General features: G+C 59.6%; 17 protein-coding genes, 1 tRNA gene and 2 pseudogenes. 8 read left to right on the top strand and 12 right to left on the bottom strand.

Translation table 11 applies throughout. The annotated features are described in order from the left end of the window. Window positions 1-26 precede the first annotated feature (26 nt). Window positions 27-224, top strand: coding sequence for a hypothetical protein (locus IAE33_RS24675; RefSeq protein WP_236407160.1), 198 nt, complete (start codon window positions 27-29; stop codon window positions 222-224). Window positions 225-328: 104 nt separating this feature from the next. Here the strand turns inward: IAE33_RS24675 and IAE33_RS21780 are convergent, their stop codons facing one another. After that, window positions 329-2,431: a TonB-dependent receptor gene (locus IAE33_RS21780; RefSeq protein ID WP_201165093.1), complete on the bottom strand. Its 2,103-nt coding sequence runs from the start codon at window positions 2,429-2,431 to the stop codon at window positions 329-331. 468 nt (window positions 2,432-2,899) lie between these two features. Between IAE33_RS21780 and IAE33_RS21775 the strand changes: the two genes are divergently transcribed. Further along, a complete protein-coding gene (locus IAE33_RS21775; protein ID WP_201165092.1) occupies window positions 2,900-4,219 on the top strand; it encodes an OprD family porin in 1,320 nt (439 codons plus the stop codon). A 68-nt stretch (window positions 4,220-4,287) separates the two neighbouring features. Here the strand turns inward: IAE33_RS21775 and IAE33_RS21770 are convergent, their stop codons facing one another. Together IAE33_RS21770 and IAE33_RS21765 are read right to left on the bottom strand one after the other, a co-directional pair. After that, complete coding sequence (locus IAE33_RS21770) at window positions 4,288-5,655, bottom strand: ATP-binding protein (RefSeq protein WP_201165091.1); 1,368 nt, start codon at window positions 5,653-5,655, stop codon at window positions 4,288-4,290. Window position 5,656: 1 nt separating this feature from the next. Continuing rightward, the gene (locus tag IAE33_RS21765; protein WP_201165089.1) at window positions 5,657-6,379 is read right to left on the bottom strand and encodes a response regulator; all 723 of its coding nucleotides are present in this window, start codon (window positions 6,377-6,379) and stop codon (window positions 5,657-5,659) included. 139 nt (window positions 6,380-6,518) lie between these two features. On the opposite strand from IAE33_RS21765, the gene IAE33_RS21760 reads away from it, so the two are divergent. Further along, window positions 6,519-8,816 carry a TonB-dependent siderophore receptor gene (locus IAE33_RS21760; protein WP_201165087.1) on the top strand — a complete coding sequence of 766 codons (2,298 nt, stop codon included), beginning with the start codon at window positions 6,519-6,521 and terminating at the stop codon, window positions 8,814-8,816. A gap of 39 nt (window positions 8,817-8,855) precedes the next feature. On the opposite strand, the gene IAE33_RS21755 is transcribed toward IAE33_RS21760, so the two are convergent. The 4 genes and pseudogenes from IAE33_RS21755 to IAE33_RS21740 all read right to left on the bottom strand — a co-directional run bounded on the left by IAE33_RS21755 (window position 8,856) and on the right by IAE33_RS21740 (window position 10,967). After that, window positions 8,856-9,062 (bottom strand): DUF3079 domain-containing protein, encoded by a 207-nt coding sequence (locus IAE33_RS21755; RefSeq protein ID WP_201165085.1) that lies wholly within the window; start codon window positions 9,060-9,062, stop codon window positions 8,856-8,858. Between the two features lie 75 nt (window positions 9,063-9,137). Continuing rightward, complete coding sequence (locus IAE33_RS21750; RefSeq protein ID WP_201165083.1) at window positions 9,138-9,914, bottom strand: class I SAM-dependent methyltransferase; 777 nt, start codon at window positions 9,912-9,914, stop codon at window positions 9,138-9,140. Between the two features lie 122 nt (window positions 9,915-10,036). Then, complete coding sequence (locus IAE33_RS21745; protein ID WP_201165081.1) at window positions 10,037-10,483, bottom strand: GNAT family N-acetyltransferase; 447 nt, start codon at window positions 10,481-10,483, stop codon at window positions 10,037-10,039. Between the two features lie 161 nt (window positions 10,484-10,644). Further along, a pseudogene (locus IAE33_RS21740) lies at window positions 10,645-10,967 on the bottom strand (helix-turn-helix domain-containing protein). 721 nt (window positions 10,968-11,688) lie between these two features. Here IAE33_RS21740 and IAE33_RS21735 point away from each other — a divergent pair. From IAE33_RS21735 to IAE33_RS21725, 3 genes are read left to right on the top strand one after another with little or no spacing between them, the layout of a single operon-like run. After that, entirely contained in the window at window positions 11,689-12,522 is an 834-nt protein-coding gene (locus IAE33_RS21735) for a TIGR04255 family protein (RefSeq protein ID WP_049696752.1), read from the top strand. A 3-nt stretch (window positions 12,523-12,525) separates the two neighbouring features. Next, window positions 12,526-13,206 (top strand): Cro/Cl family transcriptional regulator, encoded by a 681-nt coding sequence (locus IAE33_RS21730; protein WP_136912509.1) that lies wholly within the window; start codon window positions 12,526-12,528, stop codon window positions 13,204-13,206. Between the two features lie 11 nt (window positions 13,207-13,217). Beyond that, window positions 13,218-14,081 (top strand): hypothetical protein, encoded by an 864-nt coding sequence (locus IAE33_RS21725; RefSeq protein ID WP_201165079.1) that lies wholly within the window; start codon window positions 13,218-13,220, stop codon window positions 14,079-14,081. A gap of 822 nt (window positions 14,082-14,903) precedes the next feature. On the opposite strand, the gene IAE33_RS21720 is transcribed toward IAE33_RS21725, so the two are convergent. The 5 genes from IAE33_RS21720 to IAE33_RS21700 all read right to left on the bottom strand — a co-directional run bounded on the left by IAE33_RS21720 (window position 14,904) and on the right by IAE33_RS21700 (window position 18,991). Further along, window positions 14,904-15,179 carry a hypothetical protein gene (locus IAE33_RS21720; protein ID WP_201165078.1) on the bottom strand — a complete coding sequence of 92 codons (276 nt, stop codon included), beginning with the start codon at window positions 15,177-15,179 and terminating at the stop codon, window positions 14,904-14,906. Then, window positions 15,176-16,156, bottom strand: coding sequence for an integrase domain-containing protein (locus IAE33_RS21715; RefSeq protein ID WP_201165076.1), 981 nt, complete (start codon window positions 16,154-16,156; stop codon window positions 15,176-15,178). Before IAE33_RS21715 ends, IAE33_RS21720 begins: the two co-directional genes overlap by 4 nt. Before the next feature lie 929 nt (window positions 16,157-17,085). After that, window positions 17,086-18,405, bottom strand: coding sequence for a tyrosine-type recombinase/integrase (locus tag IAE33_RS21710; protein WP_201165074.1), 1,320 nt, complete (start codon window positions 18,403-18,405; stop codon window positions 17,086-17,088). A gap of 163 nt (window positions 18,406-18,568) precedes the next feature. Continuing rightward, window positions 18,569-18,644, bottom strand: a tRNA-Thr gene (locus IAE33_RS21705). A gap of 98 nt (window positions 18,645-18,742) precedes the next feature. Further along, on the bottom strand, window positions 18,743-18,991 hold the full coding sequence (locus IAE33_RS21700) for a hypothetical protein (protein WP_201165072.1): 249 nt from the start codon (window positions 18,989-18,991) through the stop codon (window positions 18,743-18,745). 470 nt (window positions 18,992-19,461) lie between these two features. Here IAE33_RS21700 and IAE33_RS21695 point away from each other — a divergent pair, with 470 nt between their 5' ends. Next, the gene (locus IAE33_RS21695; RefSeq protein ID WP_201165070.1) at window positions 19,462-19,758 is read left to right on the top strand and encodes a DUF3077 domain-containing protein; all 297 of its coding nucleotides are present in this window, start codon (window positions 19,462-19,464) and stop codon (window positions 19,756-19,758) included. Between the two features lie 480 nt (window positions 19,759-20,238). Continuing rightward, window positions 20,239-20,426: pseudogene (locus tag IAE33_RS21690) on the top strand (DUF3077 domain-containing protein); the annotation flags it as partial.

Genomic DNA, 20,426 nt, shown 5'->3' with positions numbered 1-20,426 from the left:
CTCACGGGCCAGGAGTACGTGTAGACATGAATGCAGCAAGTGAGTCGGCTTTGCGCCCAATGGCAGTGGATCACTCAGCGCTGAAGGTGTGGGCGAGGTGGTTGAAACACCATGGAAGCAACAGGGTCAGGACGACCGACCCACGACGTCTACTTGCCGGGCGCTACCCCCAGGGGCTGATCAGCGATGCAGAGATGCAGGCGTTGATGGCGGTGTGGCACTGATCGTCAGCCTTTGCGGGCATGCGCCACTCCACCCCATATGCCCTGAATGCAGGGCTATGGGGTGGGGTTTTTCGCGGATCAACCGCGCAGCTATAGCGGGCCCTTCAGAAACTGTAACTCCCTGTCACCACCAAGCTACGCGGGTCACCCACCTGAATCTGCGCAGCACTGGTCGCCGAACTGTAGTAGGTCTTGTCGGCAATGTTGCTCAACGCAGCGCGCACGTCCCAGTCATGGGTGCGATACCCCGCCAATGCATCCCAGCGGCCGTACCCCGGCAATACCGTGGTGTTCTGGTTGTCTGCATAACGCTCACCCACCAGCGTTAGGCCGGTTTCGGCATACCAGCCCAGCTCCGGCTTCCAGGTGACGAACAGGCTGGCGTTGCGCTTGGCCACATCATTGATGCGGTTGCCTTCCAGGCCGTTGTTGTCCTTGACCACCGTGGCGTCCTGCAGGCCGACACCCCCGCGTACGTACCAGTTACCGATCACATTCCCCGTGGCAGTCAGCTCAATGCCCCGTGAACGCTGCAGCCCGCTGAGCAGGGTGATTTCCGGGTTGATCGGGTCACGGGTGCGGCGGTTGTACAGCTCCAGTTCATACACCGCCAGGGTGGTGGTCAGGCGCTGATCGAACCAGTCGCTTTTTACTCCGATCTCTTTCTGCCGGGTCAGCTCCGGGCCGGTATCGTTGGTGTTGCCCGCCGCGCCTGGGGTAATGCCGATCAGCCCGCCACCCACAGGTGCAAACGTCTTGCTCCACGAGGCATAGAACGAGTGATCGCGCCACGGCGTGTACACCACGCCCAGGCGCGGGCTGGTGGTGCGGCTGTCCTGCTTCTCAGCCAGGTTGCGCACCTTGTTGGTGGTCTCCACTTCGAACTGGTCGAAGCGCACACCGGCCAACACCTGCCACTGGTCATTGAGGCGAACCTGGTCCTGCAGGTACACCCCCCGGCTATCGACCACGGTGTGGTTGTTGCTCGACACCACCATGCGGCCGTTGTGCTGCCGGCTGCGATCCGGGTTGTTCAGGGGCAGCACCGGCACCGGCCTGCCGCCGGCAGATACCGCTGCGGCGGTGTACAGGGTGGGGTCGCGGCGCTGGTTGCCGAACTCCAGGCCCAGCAGCAATTTATGCTCCAGGCCCAAGGTGTCGAAGTCACCCTCGGCTTCCAGGTTGTTGAACAGGTTGCGGGTATTCAGGTCCTGCTGCCAGCGCTGGCGGGTCACCGTTGCCGTGGTGGCGTTGTAGGCGGTGGGGTAGGTGTTGTCGAACTCGCTGTCCAGCTTGAACAGGCCCAGGGTGTGGCGCAGCTGCCAGGTTTCGTTCAGCTGGTAGTTGAGGCGCGAGCGCAGCGACTGGGCGCGGTCGTCAATGTAGTCACGGTGGGTATCGCCATACGTGGTGCTGCGGCTCACGTCGGCCGGGCGGCCGTTGACACCCGGGATGCCGCGGTCGGGGGTGCGGTTGAAGCGGCTGTATTCGTACTGCACCAGCCAGTTCAGGTCGGGGGTGACCTGCCAGCTTACCGAGGGTGCGAACAGCTGGCGGCTGCCATCGATGCCGTCCCGGAAGCTGTTGTTGTCCTGGTTACCCATGTTCAACCGCAGGCTCACGGTGTCGCTGGGGTCGGCGCTCAAGTCTGCATAGAGGCTGCGCAGGTCTTCGCTGCCGGCCTGCGCCTCGACGGTGGAGCGCCGGCCAGCCTCCGGTGCCTTGCTCACCCGGTTGACGATGCCGCCCTGGCTGCCGCGCCCGTACAGCACCGCTGCCGGCCCCTTCAGCACCTCGACCCGTTCGATATTGTGCAGGTCGCGGATGTACTGGCTGTCATCGCGGATGCCATCGAGGTAGAAGTCGTTGCTGGCCTCGAAACCGCGAATGCGCACGCTGTCGAAGCGCGTATCGGCGCCGCTGCTCACGTTGGGGATGCCTTCCAGTGCCTTGCCCAAGGTATTGCTGCCGTAATCCAGCACCTGCGCCGCCTTCACCGTATCGATCGCCTGGGGCACATAGCGCACGGGCGTAGCGGTACGGGTGGCCGTGCTCACTTCCTTCACGCGGGGGTTGTCTTTTTCGCGCTCGCTATCGGCGGTCACCGACAGCTCAGGCAGGGTGGTGGTCGCAGCGCTGGCAAAGCCTGCAGTGAACAGCAACGAAAGGGAAAGCGAGAGGGGAGATAGACGTTTGGGGGCAAGCATGGAGCGTATCCAGACCAGGCATTAATGGAGGTGCGAATGGTAATGCCTACCATTTGCTATTGCCTGGCTATTTGTAAAGAGTTCCCGTTACATATGTATCACTTTGTAACTAATTCATCCGTCTCACCGGCTCACGGAGAATTGTCCTAATGGTCAGGTTGGATAATCCCGCTTGAGATGGAATCACTGCCTATAGCCCAAACGCGTAGAAAAATGCCTCGTTCCACACCTGCTTTTTGGTTATATCGACCTGCATTTCACGTTTTTTTGACATTCGCGCTCACCCACCGCTAGGATTCGGCCAACGCCTGCTGGCCAATCCCATTGGCCGTGCTGTTGCCTCAAGCCGCCGTGTACTTACCGGCATGGCTCCCAGGCTGGACCCGCATAGCGTCGAACCTACGAAGGGGCGTTGGTTCCTGGCGCCATATTGCAGAGCGTTCTTGATCTAGAAATAAGGAAAACAACATGTTGAATACCAGGATCAGCCTGGTCGCCCTGGCGATGATCGCCGCGACCCAGGCACAGGCCAATGACCAGGCCGCCAGCAAGGGCTTCATCGAGGACAGCCACGCCAACGTCCTTCTGCGCAACGCCTACATCAACCGCGACAAGAAGCACGGCACCGACGACCAGATCGAATGGGGCCAGGCTTTCATCGGTAACTTCTCCTCCGGCTTCACCCAGGGCACCGTGGGTGTCGGCGTGGACGCATTTGGCCTGTACGCCTTGCGCCTGGATGGCGGCAAAGGCCACAACGGTGGCGGTGGCGTGGACTTCTTCAAGCCACGCGACACCACCAACGCCGATGGCAACGCCAGCTCGCCGCACAACCTGACCCGCGCCGGTGCCGCCGTTAAATTCCGCATCTCCAACACCGTGCTCAAGTACGGTGACCAGATGCCAGCCCTGCCCGTGCTGCAGTACGACGACGCGCGCCTGCTGCCAGAAAGCTTCACCGGCACCTTGATCACTTCCAAGGAAATCGAAGGCCTGGAGCTGAACGCCGGTCGCTTCACCCAGGAAGCCCGCAAGAGCGCCGAGCGCCGTGACGGCGGCGGCCTGAAGTCGATCAACGTGTTCGGCGGCAGCTACAAGTTCACCGACAACTTCACCGCGTCGCTGTACACCGCCGACAACGAAGACGTGATGAAGAAGCACTACCTGGGCCTGAACTACGTTCATGCCATCGCCAATGACCAGTCCCTGACCCTGGACTTCAACGGCTACAAGTCGAACATCGACAACAAGTACGTGCAGGCAGCCGGCCTTAACGGCGACTCCAACACCATCTGGAGCCTGGCCGCCACCTACGCCTATGGCGCCCACTCGTTCACCATCGCCCACCAGCGCAGCACTGGCAGCACCGGCTACAACTACGGCTGGTACCAGAACAAGGGCGGCGTGGGTGACGGTGGTTCCACCATCTTCCTGGCCAACTCCTACTGGTCGGACTTCAACGCCGAAGACGAGCGTTCGTGGCAGCTGGGCTACGGCCTGGACTTCAGCGCCTACGGCATCCCGGGCCTGACCTACAAGCTGGCCTACGTGGTGGGTGACAACATCAACACCCGCACCGTCGCCAACCCGCAGGGCTACGGCGAGGGCAAGGAGCGCGAGATCTTCAACCAGGTCCGTTACGTGGTGCAGGAAGGCCCGGCCAAGGACCTGTCGATCAAGCTGCGCAGCTCGTTCGTGCGTACCAACGACGCCGTGCGCCAGAACGGTTACAACGACGACGGCAATGAAGTGCGCGTGTTCGTCGAGTACCCGATCAGCATCTTCTGATCCGCTGCTGAACCAAAGGCTACCCCCATACCATTGGGGGCGCCTTCCGCAGCCATGGTTGCCCGCCGTCAGGCCGGCAACCCGATACTCACCCGCAGCCCGCTCCCCTCGCGGTTTACCACCGTCAGCTCGCCCCCATGGCTGTTCGCAATGCGCTGGGCAATGCTCATCCCCAACCCGTACCCGCCAGACCCTTGGTTGCGTGAGCCTTCACCCCGCACGAACGGCTCGGTGATGGTCGCCAGCAGTTCAGGTGCAATACCCGGCCCCCGGTCATCCACGTGAATCACCACCTGTGATCCCATACGCTCCAGCGTGACGCTTACGCCATTGGCGTAACGCAGTGCATTCACCAGCAGGTTCTGCAGGCAACGCTGCAGCAGCAAGGCATCCACCTTCACACTGCCTACCTGGCCGTGCACCGGGAGTGGCTCCTCAACGGTGGCCAGCTCTGCGCACTGGCGTGCAACCAGCCGGTCGATGTCCACGTGTTGCAGGTTCAGCTGTTCACCCGCCCGCAGGTAGTCCAGTACCTGGCCGATCATGTCGTCCATCTGGGCGATGTTCTGCCGCAGCCGCTGGCGGTGTTCGTCGTCGGGCATGCGCTCCAGGCGCAGGCGCATGCGCGTCAGCGGGGTGCGCAGGTCGTGGGACACGGCGGCCAGAAAGTACGCCTTGTCGTTGACCATGGCGATCAGGCGCTGCTGCATGGCGTTGAAGGCCTGCGCCGCCTGGCGCACTTCTTCGGGCCCGTCCAGTGCCAGCGGTGGTTGCTCCAGGTTGCCACCCAGCCCCCGCGCCGCATCGGCCAGGCGGCGCAGCGGGCGCAGGCACAGGCGTACGGCAATCAGGCACACCAGCAGCACGGCGACGATGCGCAGCGCATACACCCGTAGCAAATAGTCGCTGATCAGCAACCAGGCCGACTCGCCGCTCCAGCCCTGCAGTTCCTGGCCGTCGATGGTCAGCCAGTGCCCATCGGCCAGCGGCACTGCAAACTGGATATGCGCCTGGGCGGTACGCAGCCCGAACAGGCTGCGCCAGACGATGGGCCGCCCGAGTTCGTCGGTCAGTTGCACCTTCATCAGGCGCACGTTCGGCTCGCGCCCCAGCTCGTATTTCAGGGCCTGGTGCAGCAGCAGTTCCACGCGCTTGCGCCCGCGTCGTTCGTCCGCTTCCAGCGGCGGCAGCTGTTCTGCGCAGCGCAGTTGATAGTGGGCGGGCACCTTCACGGCACCGGCATGGCACTGCGCCTGGGCGATCAAGGGGGCGCTGCGGGCGGCGATCAGGCGCACCGGGGCTTCTAGCACCTGGGCGAAGCGCACGTCGAACCAGATGCTGCTGGACATCAACTGAATGGCCAGCGTGCCGCCCACCATGATCAGCAGCAGCTGGCCGAACAGCGTACGCGGCCACAGCCGACGGGCCCAGCGCATCTCAGGCATCTGCCTGGGGGCTGGCAATGCTCAGCAGGTAGCCTTCGTTGCGGATGGTGAGTATCTGCGCAACGCCCCCCGGTGCATGGCGCAGATGCTGGCGCAGGCGGCTGACGCACATGTCCACCGAGCGGTCGTCGGGCAGGTGGTCGCGGCTGAAGGCACTGCGGGTGAGCTGGTCGCGCGACACCACACGGTTGTTGGCTTCCAGCAACTCACGCAGCACGCGGTAATCGGAGCGGGGCAGGGTGAGGGTTTCGCCATCGGGGCGGGTGAGCAGGCGTTTCACGTGCTCCAGGCGAAAGCCCGCAAAGGCATGGGCCTCCACCTGGGCGGGTGCCTGCACGGCGGTGTGCAGCCGGTGCGGCCTGCGCAGCACTGCCTTGATGCGGGCGATCAGTTCACGGGGTTCAAAAGGTTTGGCCAGGTAATCGTCGGCACCCACCTCCAGGCCGATGATGCGGTCCAGCGCGCTGCCCTTGGCCGACAGCATGATCACTGCCAGACCCGGGGTGGCTTGCAACTGGCGGCACAGGCTTAAACCGTCTTCGCCGGGCAGCATCAGGTCCAGCACCACCAGTGCCACCGGCTGGCGGGCCAGCTGTTCGCGCATCTGCTTGCCATCGGCCGCGGCCAGTACGGTGTAGCCAGCGTCCTTGAGGTAGTCGCAGAGAAGTTCGCGAATCTCGTCGTCATCGTCGACAACCAGCAGGGTTGTGCTCATGTGCAGGACACCTTTCAGGTGAGGGCCAGCGGCGCTCATTACGTTCAATTACAACCCCATACATGTCGGGTGTAGAGCCCGGAGGGCCGATCCCTAGAATCCTAACAAAAAATCATCTGCAAATACGAAGCCTTCCCAAATGAATCCCTTGAGCACACCGAAAACCTTTACCTCATTCACCTGCGCCGGCACCCGCATTACCCCTGTCGCATTGCTGGTCGCCCTGGCCATCAGTGGCAGCGCCATGGCCGCCGACAGTGCCCCACTGGTGCTGGACGCCACCAACATCGAAGACAGCGCCATGCTGCCCGGCGATGAAGCGGGCCAGTTGGGTTACACCGTCGAGAGCACCCGCAGCTCCACCGGCCTGGACTTGACCCCGCGGCAGACCCCGCAGTCGGTCACCACCATCACCCGCCAGCAAATGGATGATCGCGCCATCCACAGCATCGAGCAGGCGCTGGAAACCACGCCCGGCGTTACCGCCAGCAAGCTTGAAGTGGGTGGCCGCACCGAATACCGCGCCCGTGGCTACGCCATCACCAACTGGAAAATCGACGGCCTGCAAACGCCCGGCGCTTCCGACTTCAGCGGCAGCGGCAACGCCCTGAACATGGACCTGTACGAGCGCATCGACATCGTGCGCGGCGCCAACGGCCTGCTGGGCGGCACCGGCGACCCCTCGGCCACGGTCAACCTGATCCGCAAGGCACCCACCAAAACCTTTGGCGGCAGCGCCTACGCCACCTACGGCAGCTGGGACAAACGCCGCCTGGGCGCCGACCTGAACCTGCCGCTGTCGGAGGACGGCCGCCTGCGTTCACGCTTTGTGATGACTCAGCAGGACGCCAACTCGTTCCGCGACAACCAGTCCGAGCGCTCCCGCGCCGCCCTGGCCAATTTCGAGTTCGACCTGGACGACGCCACCACATTGGGTGCCGGCTACCAGTACGAGTACAACAAGGTGGTGGGTGGCGGCTGGGGCGCGAACATCCCTATCTGGTACCGCGACGGCAGCAAAACCGACCTGCCGCGCAGCAACAACCTGGTACCCAGCTGGAGCTTTGGCGAATACACCACCCGCACCGCGTTCGGCTCGCTGGCACACCGCTTCGACAACGACTGGGCGCTGGATCTGAAAGTTGCCCAGAGCACCACAGATGCCCTTAACCACCGGGGCCTGGGCAAAGTGAACTCCGCTGGGCGCGGCCGCTTTGGCGGCTACTGGGACCAGGACGGCAGCGGCGCAGTGCTGAACGGCCTGCACAGCTCCAGCGATACCACCCAGCAGTCGGCGCAGATCGACCTCTCTGGCCCGTTCCAGCTGTTTGGCCGCACCCACCAGGCCATGGTGGGCTACAACGACAGCCGCACCGTGGCCTGGTCGCCCGAGTACAGCTGCAACATGGTCGGCAACGGCCGGATCGGCGCCCCGGTGGTCGGCTGCCTGTTCCGCGCCAACAACGGCCTGCCGATCAGCGACTGGCGTAACGGCGTGAACGCCGACTACGACATGCTCGCCTCGCAAACCGGCCGACACACCAAAACCACAACCCGCCTGCAGGGGCTGTACGCCGCCACCCGCCTGAGCATCACCGACCCGCTGTCGGTCATCGCCGGGGTGCGCACCACCGACTATTCGGCCATTACCCGCAGCGTCAACGGCGCCCGCACCAGCCAGGAAGAAAGCGGCATCGTCACCCCCTACCTGGGCGCGGTATACGACCTGAACGAAAACTACTCGCTGTACGCCAGCTACACCGACGTCTTCACCCCGCAAACCCAGGAAACCAGCAGCGGCGCCAAGGTGGAGCCGATCCGTGGGCAAAGCTACGAGACGGGTATCAAGGGTGAGTGGTTCGACGGCCGCCTGAACGCCTCGGCGGCGTACTTCCGCAACAAGCAGGAAAACAAGGCCGTGCTCGATGGCGGCGTGCCAACGCCAACCGGCAACGACGCTTACAAGGCCGGCTCTGGCCAGGAAACCGACGGCATCGACCTGGAAATCGCCGGCGCGCTCACCCCGGACTGGAACGTGTATGCCGGCTACACCTACCTGCACTTCCGCCGCGTGGACAGCGACGGCCGCAGCGACCCGTCGCACCTGTTCAAGGCTTCCACCACCTACCACCTCAGCGGCCCGCTCGACCGCCTGACCGTAGGTGCCGGCGTAACCGCGCAAACCAACATCCGCGCCATCTCCACCCCGGCCGGCCAGCCCGCCAACGGCGTAAGCACCGGCGCCACCGACGTGAACTGGTCGGGTTACGCCATCTGGAATGCCATGGCCAAGTACCAGGTTACCGATGACACCAGCGTCACGCTGAACGCGAACAACCTGTTCGACAAGCATTACTACACCCGCTACGGTTTCTACGCCGGTGCCATTTATGGCGACCCGCGCAGCCTGTCACTGACCGTTAGCACCAACTTCTAACCCCGGCAGCCCGCTCCCATAGCCCCTGTGGGAGCGGGTTCACCCGCGAATCGGCTGCCCGGCAGCCTCATTTTCTTCCCCCTTCGCCGCGTCCCAACTGTCCCAGTCCTCCCCGAACAGCTCCACCGGGTGCATGGTCCTGTCTGCGCCATTGCCGCAGGCGAGCGCCTTGGCCGGGCAGTACACATCACACCCCCAGCAGATACGCTCGGGGTGGCTTGGGTTCTTGGGAAATTTCTTGGCCATGGTGAGGGTCCTGGGTCAGGTTGCCAGACCTCAGCCTATGCCTGCCCGTCGCCTACGCGTTGACCGGGATCAAACTCAGGCTTTGGTGGCGTACCAGAGCGTCCACCTGTCTTGCTCTTCTATCGGCAAGGCATCACCCACTTGCGTGCTGATAAACCCGATCAGGTCTGCCAGCTCCGCGTCGTTCAACTCGTGCAGAATGGAGCGCCCGGTGCGCTGTGCCAGGTCTTGTTGCAGGGCCTCGATGTGGGTGTATGTTTTGCGTGTTTCCCAGAGTTGCATCGAACGGATATGGGTAAAGCCCGCTGCGGTCAGCGCCCGCACCACCTCGTCGTGCCTCGGCCGGCGAGCCAGTTCGACTTCCAGTAAACGAGGGAAGCGTTCGAAGAAGTAGCCGCGAATATGCTCAGGTGAGCCGGCGAGCGTTACATCTTCAGGGGTGCGGTCTTGAATCAGTACGTGGCCGTTGTCTCGCAGAACCCTGAAGGCCTCGGCGAAGCAAGCGTCATAGGTGGGCAGGTGGTGAATCAGTGCCCGTTCGAAAACGATATCTACGCAGGCGTCTGGCAGGCCGGTTGCCGTCGCTTCGCCGGCCTGGAACGCGACTCCCTCCAGGCCTTCTGTATTACTGCGTGCTGCCTCCAGCATCTGTGCCGAGAAATCCACACCGGTGACGCGCTCGGCGCTTAGGCGGTGCCAGGCAACCGAATAGATCCCGCCCCCGCAGCCAATGTCGGCTACCCGCTTGTTTACCGGGTTGACGATAGCCTTGATAGCTGCAGCCCAGCCGCTATCGGCTTCACGGCTGGCGTAGGTGTTGCGGTTGTCTTCAGAATGAAAATCGATGGCCATATTTCCCCCAGATCAAACACCCGTAGGAGCGACCGCAGGTCGCGATGGGCTGCCCCGCAGCCCCAATAACCCCACACCCCTGCAACGCTAGATCACTTCGGTGAACATACAACCTGTGCGGGTCAATCGATTGCTCGCTCAAACACCTCATAACCCTGCGGCCCGATTCCAGTAACCACGAACCCAGCTCTCGAATACATGAATCGTGCGGGATTATCGGGCCTTACGCTCAATCGCAGTCTCGCAAAGCGCAGTGATCTTGCGGTTGAGATGTAGGCATCTAACAGCGCAGAGCCCACACCGTTGCGCCTACGGGTTTCCAACACGTTAATGGTGCACAACTCTGCACAGTCACCGTCCGGCATCCACAGCGAATACCCCGCGAAATCTGTGCTTATGGTTGCGACAGTGAACTTGTCGAAATGAGTTACCCAGCGGGTCAGATGACGGCTGAAATCTGCTCGCCAGGCCGCTTCGTGGGACGGCTCCCAGGTGCGGATATAGTCTTGTTCGCCCAGGTAGATTGCTGGCAGGTCGGTGACTGATGCGGGTCTCAGATTGAGGTTCATGGGTGTTAGCCGGTGATTTGGTGAGCGGCCTTTATGGCAGTGTTGCCCAAGGGGGCTTGGTGTCCGCGTTGGTTGTGAGCTGTCCGATCATAGCTGGTGGAACACCATGGCATGGGAGCGGATACTGGATCTGGTGGCAATAGAAACATGGGTTACAGGGTCTAGCTACCGCGTACTTGCGAGATAACAATCTGCGGTAGGGCGCCAGCATCGTTCGAGGGCAAGACAAGGCTGGTGCGGAAGCCGAGCTTGTCGAGCATATCCATCATGGCGTCCAGCGTGGATTTCTCGATCTTGCCATTAGCCACCTCGGATACCCGGGATTGGGTCACGTTGAGCCGGGCAGCAGCCTCGTGTTGTTTGAGGCCCATTTGCTTTATGCAGCGAGTGATGAAAATGGATAGGTCCGTCTTCAAAGCCATCTTGCTAGCTGTGTCCTCATCGTAGGTGGTGTGGAGGGGCTCTCGTAGAATTGAAGGGCCATTGCTTCACCTCGGAAGGACTATCTGAGATTTACAATAAAACCGGACGCAGATCGCTTTGGGTTCAAGGCGTCTGGGACACGAACAAAAAAGGCCTACCTTTCGGTGAGCCTTTTTTGATCCTGGGTATGGTGCGGCACCAGGAGTCGAAAAATATCGTAACTCAATGATTAAAAATATATTTTTTCATGTAAATGTAGGCCTCTATCTCTAAAAGTATCCTTGGGGATGGGCTTGCCAGCCTAATTCTTGATTAAAGCTTGTACTCATCCATCCCAGCCGCAAATCCATTCAAGGCTAAGCGGTGGTATCAGATATGGGAGTCGCTCTCAGTTCAGGGGGGCTGGAGGAGTTCTACTCGGTCCACGCTGCGCGATCCACCCGCCCCGGCTTATAGAATGCTGAGAACGAACGCCGGTGGGCAGTCCTCTCTAGACCGGTTAGCCGATTTTCATTTCGGGTGGGGTATCTCTACAGCTCTCAAAATATCTTGGTGCATGTGGTCCTCCAGCCAACTCCGGGGTCAGGTTCTCGCGCGAGGCTCATGAGGCGACGAACGGTAGTCTCATCCTAAACCCAGGTCAGCTGTGGTTTGCCGGCCGAATCAGTTGCTGTGAGCCTAGCTCGGGGTAGGTTCAATCCAGATACAACCCAACCCAGCGTTTGCTAGCGTGTAAACCTAGCTGTAAACTGTCAATCAAAGTGTCAAGCTGAGTAATCGAGATGGGAACGAAATACGCAAACGCCCCGGTCTACTTCACCATCGGCCAGGTGCGTCACAACCCCCTGCTGTCGCTGAAGTCCTACCTTCCGGCGATCCAGGAGCGCATGCGAAAGGCCGGTTATCCGGACTTCAGCAGCGCTCAGCAGATGCAGTTCTCTTTTGGCGCAGTTACCGGTGGCGATGACACGCAACCTTTCAAGCCTGGCGTTCAGCAGATCGAGAGCTATACGTTCTCCAATCTCGAAGGCACCCAAGGCTTCCTGCTGGAACCTAGTGCGCTTTCGTTCCGCTGCACCGAATACGAGACCTTCCCGGAATTCTATGCCGAGCTGGAACGAGGCCTGAAGATCTTGGAGGAAGCGGTCGATGGCCTAGCTTATTTTGAGCGTTTAGGCCTGAGATACCTTGATGCGGTTGTACCTGCAGAAGGGGAAACCTTGCAGCAGTATCTTGCTCGTGAGGTTTGGGGTACTCCTGCCTCACTCGACCTAGGACAGGTATACCAGTTCGAAGGACAGCCACTGACGTATAACCATTCGTTTGCCGAGTCGTCGGCCACCATTCCTAACATTGGACAGGTGGTGTCGCGGGTGATTGTCCAAAACAGCGAGCTCCGCTTCCCGCCAGATCTGTTGCCCGCCCCGCTCAAGATAGGTCAGCGCTTCAGTGAGCTCAATGGACAGCATGCAACCGTCGACGTCGACGCCAGTTTTTCCGAGCGCCGAAAATACGATTCGGCTGAAATTAGAGATAGGTTCCAACACCTTCACGACCTCGTTAAGTTGTTCTTTAACGCGACCGTGACGGACCACGCACGGACAGCATGGAGTTAACCTATGAACACGATGTATGCACCATCCCCAAGCTCGGGTCTGGCAGACCGATCCTTCAATGCCGCGAGTCGGCATCTCGAAGCTGAGCGCGAGAAAGCCAAGAGCTCCACAGGCAGTACTGCGCTAGCTTGGGGATATGGACTGACCGTTGCCTTCGCTCTGTGCATTGGCACCTTGGCACCACAACCTCAGCCTCGTGAGAGCCGTGAAAGCAGGGAATACAGAGCATCAGTTCAAGGTATCGCCAAGCTTGATTCCGCAGTTGCTCCGAGGACAGCTGCAGAAGCGTTGTCTTATGTGCGCACCACTTTGAAGCCAGCGGTGACTGAATTGGCATCGATCTTCGGAGTTTCGAGGCAGGCTATCTACAACTGGCAAGCCGGTGAGCACATCTCAGAGGGTAACCAAGCTCTGCTCTACGAGCTGGCTGCGGCTGCCGACCGTATCGTGGCCCACCCGCTCGCAGGACAAGTGAATGCCAAGCGGAAGCTTCCAGGTGGTACGTCTCTACTTGAAGCCGTTGCCGGCGGCATGTCGGGTGTAGAGGCAGCAGGAAAACTCATTGCCATGGCTGAAAAGGAAGGCGCACAGCGCGCAGTCATGGAGTCGAGACTGAAGAACCGAAATCGGGCTGCCGTAGACCTCGCGTCGGTCGGATCGCCGCATTTGAAAGACAGAGTATGAGGTAGCTGTTGATGGTGAGCTGGAGTCGATCTACCCCGTGGCGACAAGGATACATTGTCGATAGCGAGACGCTCGCCCAGCTCGGCATCATCATCGACTGTGATGGCCAGCAAAAAGTCATCGCTGTTGTTGCAACACACGATTGTGACCTTGCACAGGTGGCTGCAGGCGAGCCGGAAGTCGAATTGATCCTAGGCACAATCCTGGCTGAGAAGCTGGATGGCAATTACACGCACTGTAAAACCGCTAGGCGGCTGCATCTGGAGCTGACTGGAACAGATCAGCGCCTCCTCTGTGAGTTCGATGCGAGCAAACGGGTTCGGATCCCCAAGGAACACCAGGATCCCTCCAAAGCCTTTATTTCCTATGAGCCGGCTCGCACCTTTTTGATGAGCGGACAGGAGCGAAGCATCTTCCAGCGCTGGCTGGCTGCAAGGTATCGCCGTTCTTCATTCCCAGACGAATTTGATCGCCGCCTGAGAGACACCAAGGTAGCTGAGCGCCTCGCCAAACTCTTCAAAGACACCGGCAACCACATCCCGGCCGTATTCTTCGACGTCGATCAAGGAATGGAGAGGGCTAGAGATGGATCAGATGATCTCTACGAGCTCTCGATCTTGGTTCTCTACAAGACTGATGAAGACCCTGAGATTGCTGAAGAGGCAGCTCAAGCCGCAGTGAAAGCTATCGAGGAGCTTTTCGAGAGCCGGTGCAGAACAGGGGAAGGCAAGACATGGAAGTGGATTGAGCTCATTGAAATCGATGTGATCTCAGATGAAGCGCTGACATACAGTCAATCGCTCAATCTGACACGCTGGCAGGCTGACTATGTGAGCCTGAGAAGCGACCCGGAACAGCCAATTCTTGACGATTGAGCCACAGCTACTCGATTTTTCGGGCAAGAGCCTGAAAAACAAAGAAAAAACTAGGGGGGAGAGGTTGACACCAGAATGATATGACGAGATACTTATAATTGCCGATAGTTATTTCTGTCGACAAAAAAGCCCACCAATGTTTGCAGCATTGGCAGGCCCTTTGAACCGTGCAATGGATGTTTTTGCAGAACTCCAAAGCACAATTAGAAATCAAACCCGGAGGTCAGGTTTCCACACTCGGAGAGAGATTCTACGTACATCTTTATCTCTTTACAACACCTGCTTGACTAGCGGCATTTGCAGTGCCGCAGGTATCTCCGGGTTCTCTCATTAGGAGATCCCGTATGACCATGATTTGCAGACCCTTCATTACCCTCCGCAATGGCAAGCGCCTTTTCGCACACGAGGTTGGTAAAACCGCGTTCTGCTTTGAGGTAGATGAAGTTCGGAAGGCTAAGCCACCTGAAGGAGTCGGTGAGCAAGGTACGCTTGACCTTGAGGATGATGACGTACCATCCCAGCCTCACTGATGTAGCAAAAGCCCGGTAAGCATGAGCTTGCCGGGCTTTTTTGTGCATTTCATTCTTCCAGCTGGCCGTTCTGGTGTCAGAGCATCTTTATCGTGTGCTTCAGAGAAAGTTCCAGGTTTAGCCCAGGCTCTGTAACGGCCGACATCGCCGCTGCATGATAAGCAACGTTCATTTGCGCTAGGCATCACACCGCTGAGGGTGCTATCGAGGGTGCTCGCAAAATGTTGAAGGCTCCCCATGGGTAGCTTTGAATCGGTTGCTGTCGCTGGAGGCTATTGCTACCAGATCCCTTTCAGATAGTGAAAGCCCAAGGTGCCTCTAAGCGCCGAGCGAGCAGCCGGACAGTAAGCAGGTAGTAGTAACGTGTCGCCTCATTGCTTTCATCGAGGTAATGTTCAAGAAACCAAACCAAATGCTTTCGCTGCCAAGCCCAAGGCGTTTCTCGCTGCCAGCGTTTTGCAATCTCAGCTTGGATAGTCTTTGCTTGCCGCAAATGGCGTTGCCGCGTCGAGTGCGATCCGGTCAACACGGCAGCCAAGAACAACTCCATATCGAATGGCCTGCTCATCTCCGCCCTCCAATGTAGGTCGCGACCACATCGATCCGACCATGCCCCAACTCATAGCTGATTTGCCTTCGGGCCTCACGATCTAGGTTCCTATCTGCCTGGCAACATTGGCCGCCGTTGATAGGCGCGGGGTGTTGGGTGATTTGCTCATAGCGTTCACATGCGTACGCCGCTCGTAGCTCATGGAAGCCTTTGAGCTTGTATGCATGCAGGACGTCCCGCGCTGGGCGGATGATTTGCTGCAGAACATTTAGATAGCTTTCGTCTGGCGCAATCAGGTTGTGGCTACTCGTAGGCGACACCTGCCGTGCAAACCCAAGTGCGTCTTGAATATGGTGGTTCACCGCAATCCATCGTGGCGCTGAGGCGCCGGCGCGGCCGCCTTTGGTGCCATCCTGGATGTTGATCCTACCTAGGTCGTTAGCCTCGCGGCTTAGCCGTGGCAGGTCAGCCAAGATGGACTCACGCAGGCGCATGCCGGTGGCTCGCGCCAACAGAACAGTCGCTGCGGCCCGTTGCTGATGATCGCGACAAAGCGCATCGACGATCTGCTTAACCTGTTCGCGGTCTTGGCCCTGCGGTACCGAGAGGCGAATCCCGCTGCGCTGCATCCCCAACGCCTTGCTCGGACTGGGCAATTTCACACACTGATCACCGCGCAGCGCCGCCATGGTCCTGTTAACGCTGGATAGCCGATTTTGCGCGGTGCTGACCGCGAGGTCACCGCGCCTAACCAGGTCGCGCAGGTACGCCGCATAGTCCGCCAATACCTTCCGATCAATCTGTCGCGCATCATTGATACCGGGTCCTTGTTCGGAGCGGCACCATCTGACGAATGCCTGCCACCGATCACAGTGTGCCTTCACCGTGCCGTAGTGGCCGCCGCCGAACATGTCTTTCAACGCCTGCGGCCCTGCATAGCTCAGTTGCCTGCCGTAGCCGAAATTACGGCCATCGCGTCTACCCACCAATGCCATGTCGAATCACCTCATCGCCTGGTCTCCGATCCTCGCCCCACGTCATCCCGCCAAGAATGTTGAGTGTTATCAGGGATCAAGGCCCCTGCGGCCTGTGGGGATGTCCTCTAACGCGGGACTGGCGGCTCTCTACGACCAAGAGCAAGGGCATCTCATGATCTGGCCTCCTGAGCACCGTTACCGGTGGGCGGGTGGAGGCAGCACTGGCTGACGAGACCAGCGCCTGAAGATCCTGAGCCATGTGCAAGCAGCAATGCGATGACCGGGGCATGCCTGACTGTCAGTCAGGTGCAGTCCATTCCCTGGTCTGCGGCACCATCATCTACATGGCTGTTGCTGGTGACATCGGCGTTTGTCACGCCGATTGTCACGAGGGGGATTGCCGCAAAGCCATATGCGATGAAGGCTGCAGCAGTGTTAGAAGTGCCCGTCTCTTTCCAGAGAAAGAGACGGGCACAGGTTGGCGCAATATGCGGCCAAGCGGATAGGTTGCTGCAGGGCAGCGAGGTACGGTGTATCTGGCGCACGAGCGCTATGTGTGTAAGAGCATCCATCACATGGGTAGTGACCGGGCGAGCTGCCGGATGCGAATCGCCCTTGGGGAGAACCACCGCGGGAGCGGCGTGACCTTTAAGGTTCGGGTCACCTGGGGTGCTGTCATCGACAGCGCTTGCAACTCCCGGTCTACGCCTGTGGACAATGTTCGTCAAGCAAAGCGATTTCAGGGGTTTAGCGCCTGTGGATAAAAATATCCCCCGGTGGACATCTGTGGTTTTCCACAGACGTAAGCTGTGCCAGCAGTTTTTTTCTTAGGTATGGTCCTTTCAAACGGGGCGGCTTTGCAGCCCCGTTTGAAAGGACCCGCGCGGAGGAGCTTCATACGGTGCTGTGGGTAACTTCACAGCGAGTTGAGGTGGTGGTGCGGCGGGTTACTCGGTCCTCTTGGCACTGCGCAGGCGCGTGACGTTCTCGCCCGTCTGCCTTGCAAACTCATGCGGCGTCACATGGTCCTCGCGGTTTGCCTCCAGAAACCGGCTCCACCAGGTCATGATCATCCGGCGCTCTTCGAGGAACTCGGCCTTGTGGGTATAAGCGGCCCGTACGTTGTTGCGTTCCTTGTGACTCATCTGCCGCTCGATAGCCGTCTCCGACCACAGCCCGGACTCGACCAGCGCACTGCACGCCATGGCTCGGAACCCGTGGCCGCATATATCCACCTTGGTGTCGTAGCCCATCGTCCTGAGCGCGGCGTTCACCGTGTTCTCGGACATCGGTTTCCACGGTTTGGCATCCCCTGCGAACACGAGGTCGAACTTGCCGGTGATCGCATGGATCTGCTCAAGCAAGGCCACAGCCTGTGGCGATAAGGGTACAACGTGGATGTCTCCGGCCATCTTCGTACCCCTTGTGGAGAAGGGCACTCCGTCCAGCGCCGGGCGGGTGTCAGGGATCTCCCAAATTCCGCGCTTGAGGTCGAACTCATTCCAACGGGCGAAGCGCAGTTCACTGGAGCGTACGAATACATGCAACGACAGCATCACCGTGAGGCGCGTGAGCGGGCGACCTCTGTAATCCTCAATGCATGCCAGTAGCTCTGGCAGCCGCGATAAGGGTAGTGCGGGTCTGTGAGTTACCCGTGGTGTCTTAATCGAGCCATCGAGGTCGTGAGCTGGGTTCGCGGTAATCAGTCGCAGCCGTTTGGCTTCACGCATGATGCTTTGCAGGTAGTTCTTGACCCTGAGCGCCACGTCGATGGTGCCGCGCTTCGTCACGGCTTCCAGTGGCTGCATGAGGTCGTGGGTGTCCAACTCAACGATTGATCTGGCACCGATCAAAGGGAATACGTGAGTTTTCAATCGGCTGAGCACTGTCTTGGCGTGGCCGGGTGCCCACTTCGGCACCATGCTCGCATGCCAGTCGAGCGCAACGCTTTCGAAGGTGCGGCCGTTGATCACGGCTTGGGTCTTGGTTTGTTGCTTGTACTGGATGGGATCTATGCCGTTGGCGAGCTGCTGCTTGATCTCGAAGCGCTTGCGGCGTGCGTCGCCCAGCCCGACCACCGGGTAGCTGCCAAGGGCGGTCAGGCCTTCGCGGCCATCGGGTTTAACGTACCTCAGCCGCCAGCCCTTGCGGCCGTTGGGTTGCACAAGCAGGTAAAGACCGTCGCCGTCGAAGAGCTTGTACTCGCGCTCTCTGGGCTTTGCCGTACGACAGGCGGTGTCTGTAAGCGGGGCAGTGGTGCGGGCCATAAGGGTAGTCTCCGATATCGAAACGGACCTCTATCCTTAAAACTACCCTTATTAGCGCTGGCTACCCTCGGAATCCGACGGAACGCCAAAACGAAAAAACCCGCCAGAAGGCGGGTTTTTCGGGGGTTCCAGAGATTTTGAAAGCTTTCTATGGAACCTTGAATGGTGCCGGCACCAGGAATCGAACCCGGGACCTACTGATTACAAGTCAGTTGCTCTACCATCTGAGCTATACCGGCAATGGGGCGTCATTATAACGATCGTTTTGGGCCTGTAAACCACTTAGTTGCGATTGTTCGCAAATAACCTAAGTCACCGGCCCAAAAGGAGAAATTTCTTACCAGCCGCGGTGGATGGTGCTGATGTTTGGCTCGGTCTTGGCGGGGTTGAAGACCAGCTTGTCGTTGTCGCAGCCGCGCTTGCGGCACGGGGTTTCGGCGCGCAGGGGCAGGCCTTTGTCGCCGCCCAGTTGCATGCCGGGGTGGTTCCAGCCGAGGTTGCTGGATTTGTGATGCGACGGGCCGTTGCTGCAGGCGGTCAGGGCCAGGGCGAAGGCGAGCAGGGCGAGGGGTTTGGATAGGGTCACGGGGTCTGGTCCATTGTCGAATCTGGCGCAACGCCAGATGGCCGCAGGGCTGACAGGCAGCGCGCGACGTCACTTTTTAATGATTTGGGCGGCGGATGATACACGGTTTTTGCGGTTATGTTGGGGGTGATCGCGGCTGAAACCGGTGGTGGTGGGGGTGTAAGGGAATTCTGGAAAGGCTGGGAAAGTGTTTCAGGATGGTTGCTTCGGACCTATCCTACGCGTGCCGCCGAAGTATCGCTGTTGTCGGGGAAATGGCTCACGGATACCTTTTCCGGGTCGCTCTGGCGACCGGGTGTGAGAACCCGCTTTAGAACGTAGCGGCTGCTTTATGGCGACCGGCACGGGCAGGCTTTGGCCTGGCCGAGCTTCCTATGTTCACTCGGTTTCTCACCCCGTGCACGGTTGCCACCTCTATCCAGTGAGAAGGCATGGATGTGGCGACTCCTCATGAACGTAGGGAGTTGCACATGAAAAAGATCCTTCCTGATTCACCTGCTGCTGTTTCCGACACCGTCACCACCGCAGGCATCGAAACCTTCCTGCCGGCGGGTAGCCCGTCTCTCAACCTCTTGCGTGTACAGCCCGGCATACCTGTGGATGCTGCCTATGAGCATGTGTCGATTTTGATGGGGTATATCAAGCACCTGGTACGCGAGGGGGATATGGAGGATGACCACAAGTTTTTGGGGGCGGCTGATTATCTGTGTGATATGGCGAAGGCGTTGATGAACGATATCGAGATTGCCAAGGGGCGGGTGCATTGAGGTAGGTGGGCCGCTAGGTGTTTGCCTGGAGATGTTCTGCGCCTGGGAGAGCGCCGCTTGTGCGGCGCATCGCGAGCTGCGCTCGCTCCTACGTTTTTGGGCCAATTGGTTCTGGGGGGCTTTTTGTGTGCCCCTTTGGTGCATGACGCGGAAACCGGTGCCGGTGGGGGTGTAAGGGAATTCTGGAAAGGCTGGGAAAGTGTTTCAGGATGGTTGCTTCGGACCTATCCTACGCGTGCCGCCGAAGTATCGCTGTTGTCGGGGAAATGGCTCACGGATACCTTTTCCGGGTCGCTCAGGTGACCGGGTGTGAGAACCCGATTCGAATAAGCGCTATCTGCATATGGTGGCCGTGCGCGGGCAGACTTGGTCTGGCCGGGGTTCCTTATTCACTCGGTTTCTCACCCTGCGTACGGCTGCCACCCAAATCTGGTGAGAAGGGTTTGAGGCAGTTCCTGTTTTCGAATAAGGACCCATGCCATGAAAAAAACCAATCCGGACGAGATCACCACCGCAGGCATCGAAACCTTCCTCCCCGCGGGTAGCCCGTCTCTCAACCTCTTGCGTATGTGTCGTTTTTGATGGGGTATATCAAGCACCTGGTGCGCGAGGGGGACATGGAGGATGACCACAAGTTTTTGGGGGCGGCTGATTATCTGTGTGATATG

Source organism: Pseudomonas sp. S60, assembly GCF_016647865.1.
Taxonomy (GTDB): Bacteria; Pseudomonadota; Gammaproteobacteria; order Pseudomonadales; family Pseudomonadaceae; genus Aquipseudomonas; species Aquipseudomonas parafulva.
Note: the sequence above shows the minus strand (reverse complement) of the source record. Positions and strands in the feature narration are given on the sequence as shown.

What these genes read in the sequence shown, in the direction of transcription:
- IAE33_RS21765 (WP_201165089.1), bottom strand. Translation starts at nt 6,379, where the DNA reads ATGAGCACAACCCTGCTGGTTGTCGACGATGACGACGAGATTCGCGAA.
- IAE33_RS21695 (WP_201165070.1), top strand. Translation starts at nt 19,462, where the DNA reads ATGAAAAAGATCCTTCCTGATTCACCTGCTGCTGTTTCCGACACCGTC.
- IAE33_RS21715 (WP_201165076.1), bottom strand. Translation starts at nt 16,156, where the DNA reads ATGGCATTGGTGGGTAGACGCGATGGCCGTAATTTCGGCTACGGCAGG.
- IAE33_RS21770 (WP_201165091.1), bottom strand. Translation starts at nt 5,655, where the DNA reads ATGCGCTGGGCCCGTCGGCTGTGGCCGCGTACGCTGTTCGGCCAGCTG.
- IAE33_RS21745 (WP_201165081.1), bottom strand. Translation starts at nt 10,483, where the DNA reads ATGAACCTCAATCTGAGACCCGCATCAGTCACCGACCTGCCAGCAATC.
- IAE33_RS21725 (WP_201165079.1), top strand. Translation starts at nt 13,218, where the DNA reads ATGGTGAGCTGGAGTCGATCTACCCCGTGGCGACAAGGATACATTGTC.
- IAE33_RS21755 (WP_201165085.1), bottom strand. Translation starts at nt 9,062, where the DNA reads ATGGCCAAGAAATTTCCCAAGAACCCAAGCCACCCCGAGCGTATCTGC.
- IAE33_RS21780 (WP_201165093.1), bottom strand. Translation starts at nt 2,431, where the DNA reads ATGCTTGCCCCCAAACGTCTATCTCCCCTCTCGCTTTCCCTTTCGTTG.
- IAE33_RS24675 (WP_236407160.1), top strand. Translation starts at nt 27, where the DNA reads ATGAATGCAGCAAGTGAGTCGGCTTTGCGCCCAATGGCAGTGGATCAC.
- IAE33_RS21720 (WP_201165078.1), bottom strand. Translation starts at nt 15,179, where the DNA reads ATGAGCAGGCCATTCGATATGGAGTTGTTCTTGGCTGCCGTGTTGACC.
- IAE33_RS21760 (WP_201165087.1), top strand. Translation starts at nt 6,519, where the DNA reads ATGAATCCCTTGAGCACACCGAAAACCTTTACCTCATTCACCTGCGCC.
- IAE33_RS21710 (WP_201165074.1), bottom strand. Translation starts at nt 18,405, where the DNA reads ATGGCCCGCACCACTGCCCCGCTTACAGACACCGCCTGTCGTACGGCA.
- IAE33_RS21750 (WP_201165083.1), bottom strand. Translation starts at nt 9,914, where the DNA reads ATGGCCATCGATTTTCATTCTGAAGACAACCGCAACACCTACGCCAGC.
- IAE33_RS21735 (WP_049696752.1), top strand. Translation starts at nt 11,689, where the DNA reads ATGGGAACGAAATACGCAAACGCCCCGGTCTACTTCACCATCGGCCAG.
- IAE33_RS21775 (WP_201165092.1), top strand. Translation starts at nt 2,900, where the DNA reads ATGTTGAATACCAGGATCAGCCTGGTCGCCCTGGCGATGATCGCCGCG.
- IAE33_RS21730 (WP_136912509.1), top strand. Translation starts at nt 12,526, where the DNA reads ATGAACACGATGTATGCACCATCCCCAAGCTCGGGTCTGGCAGACCGA.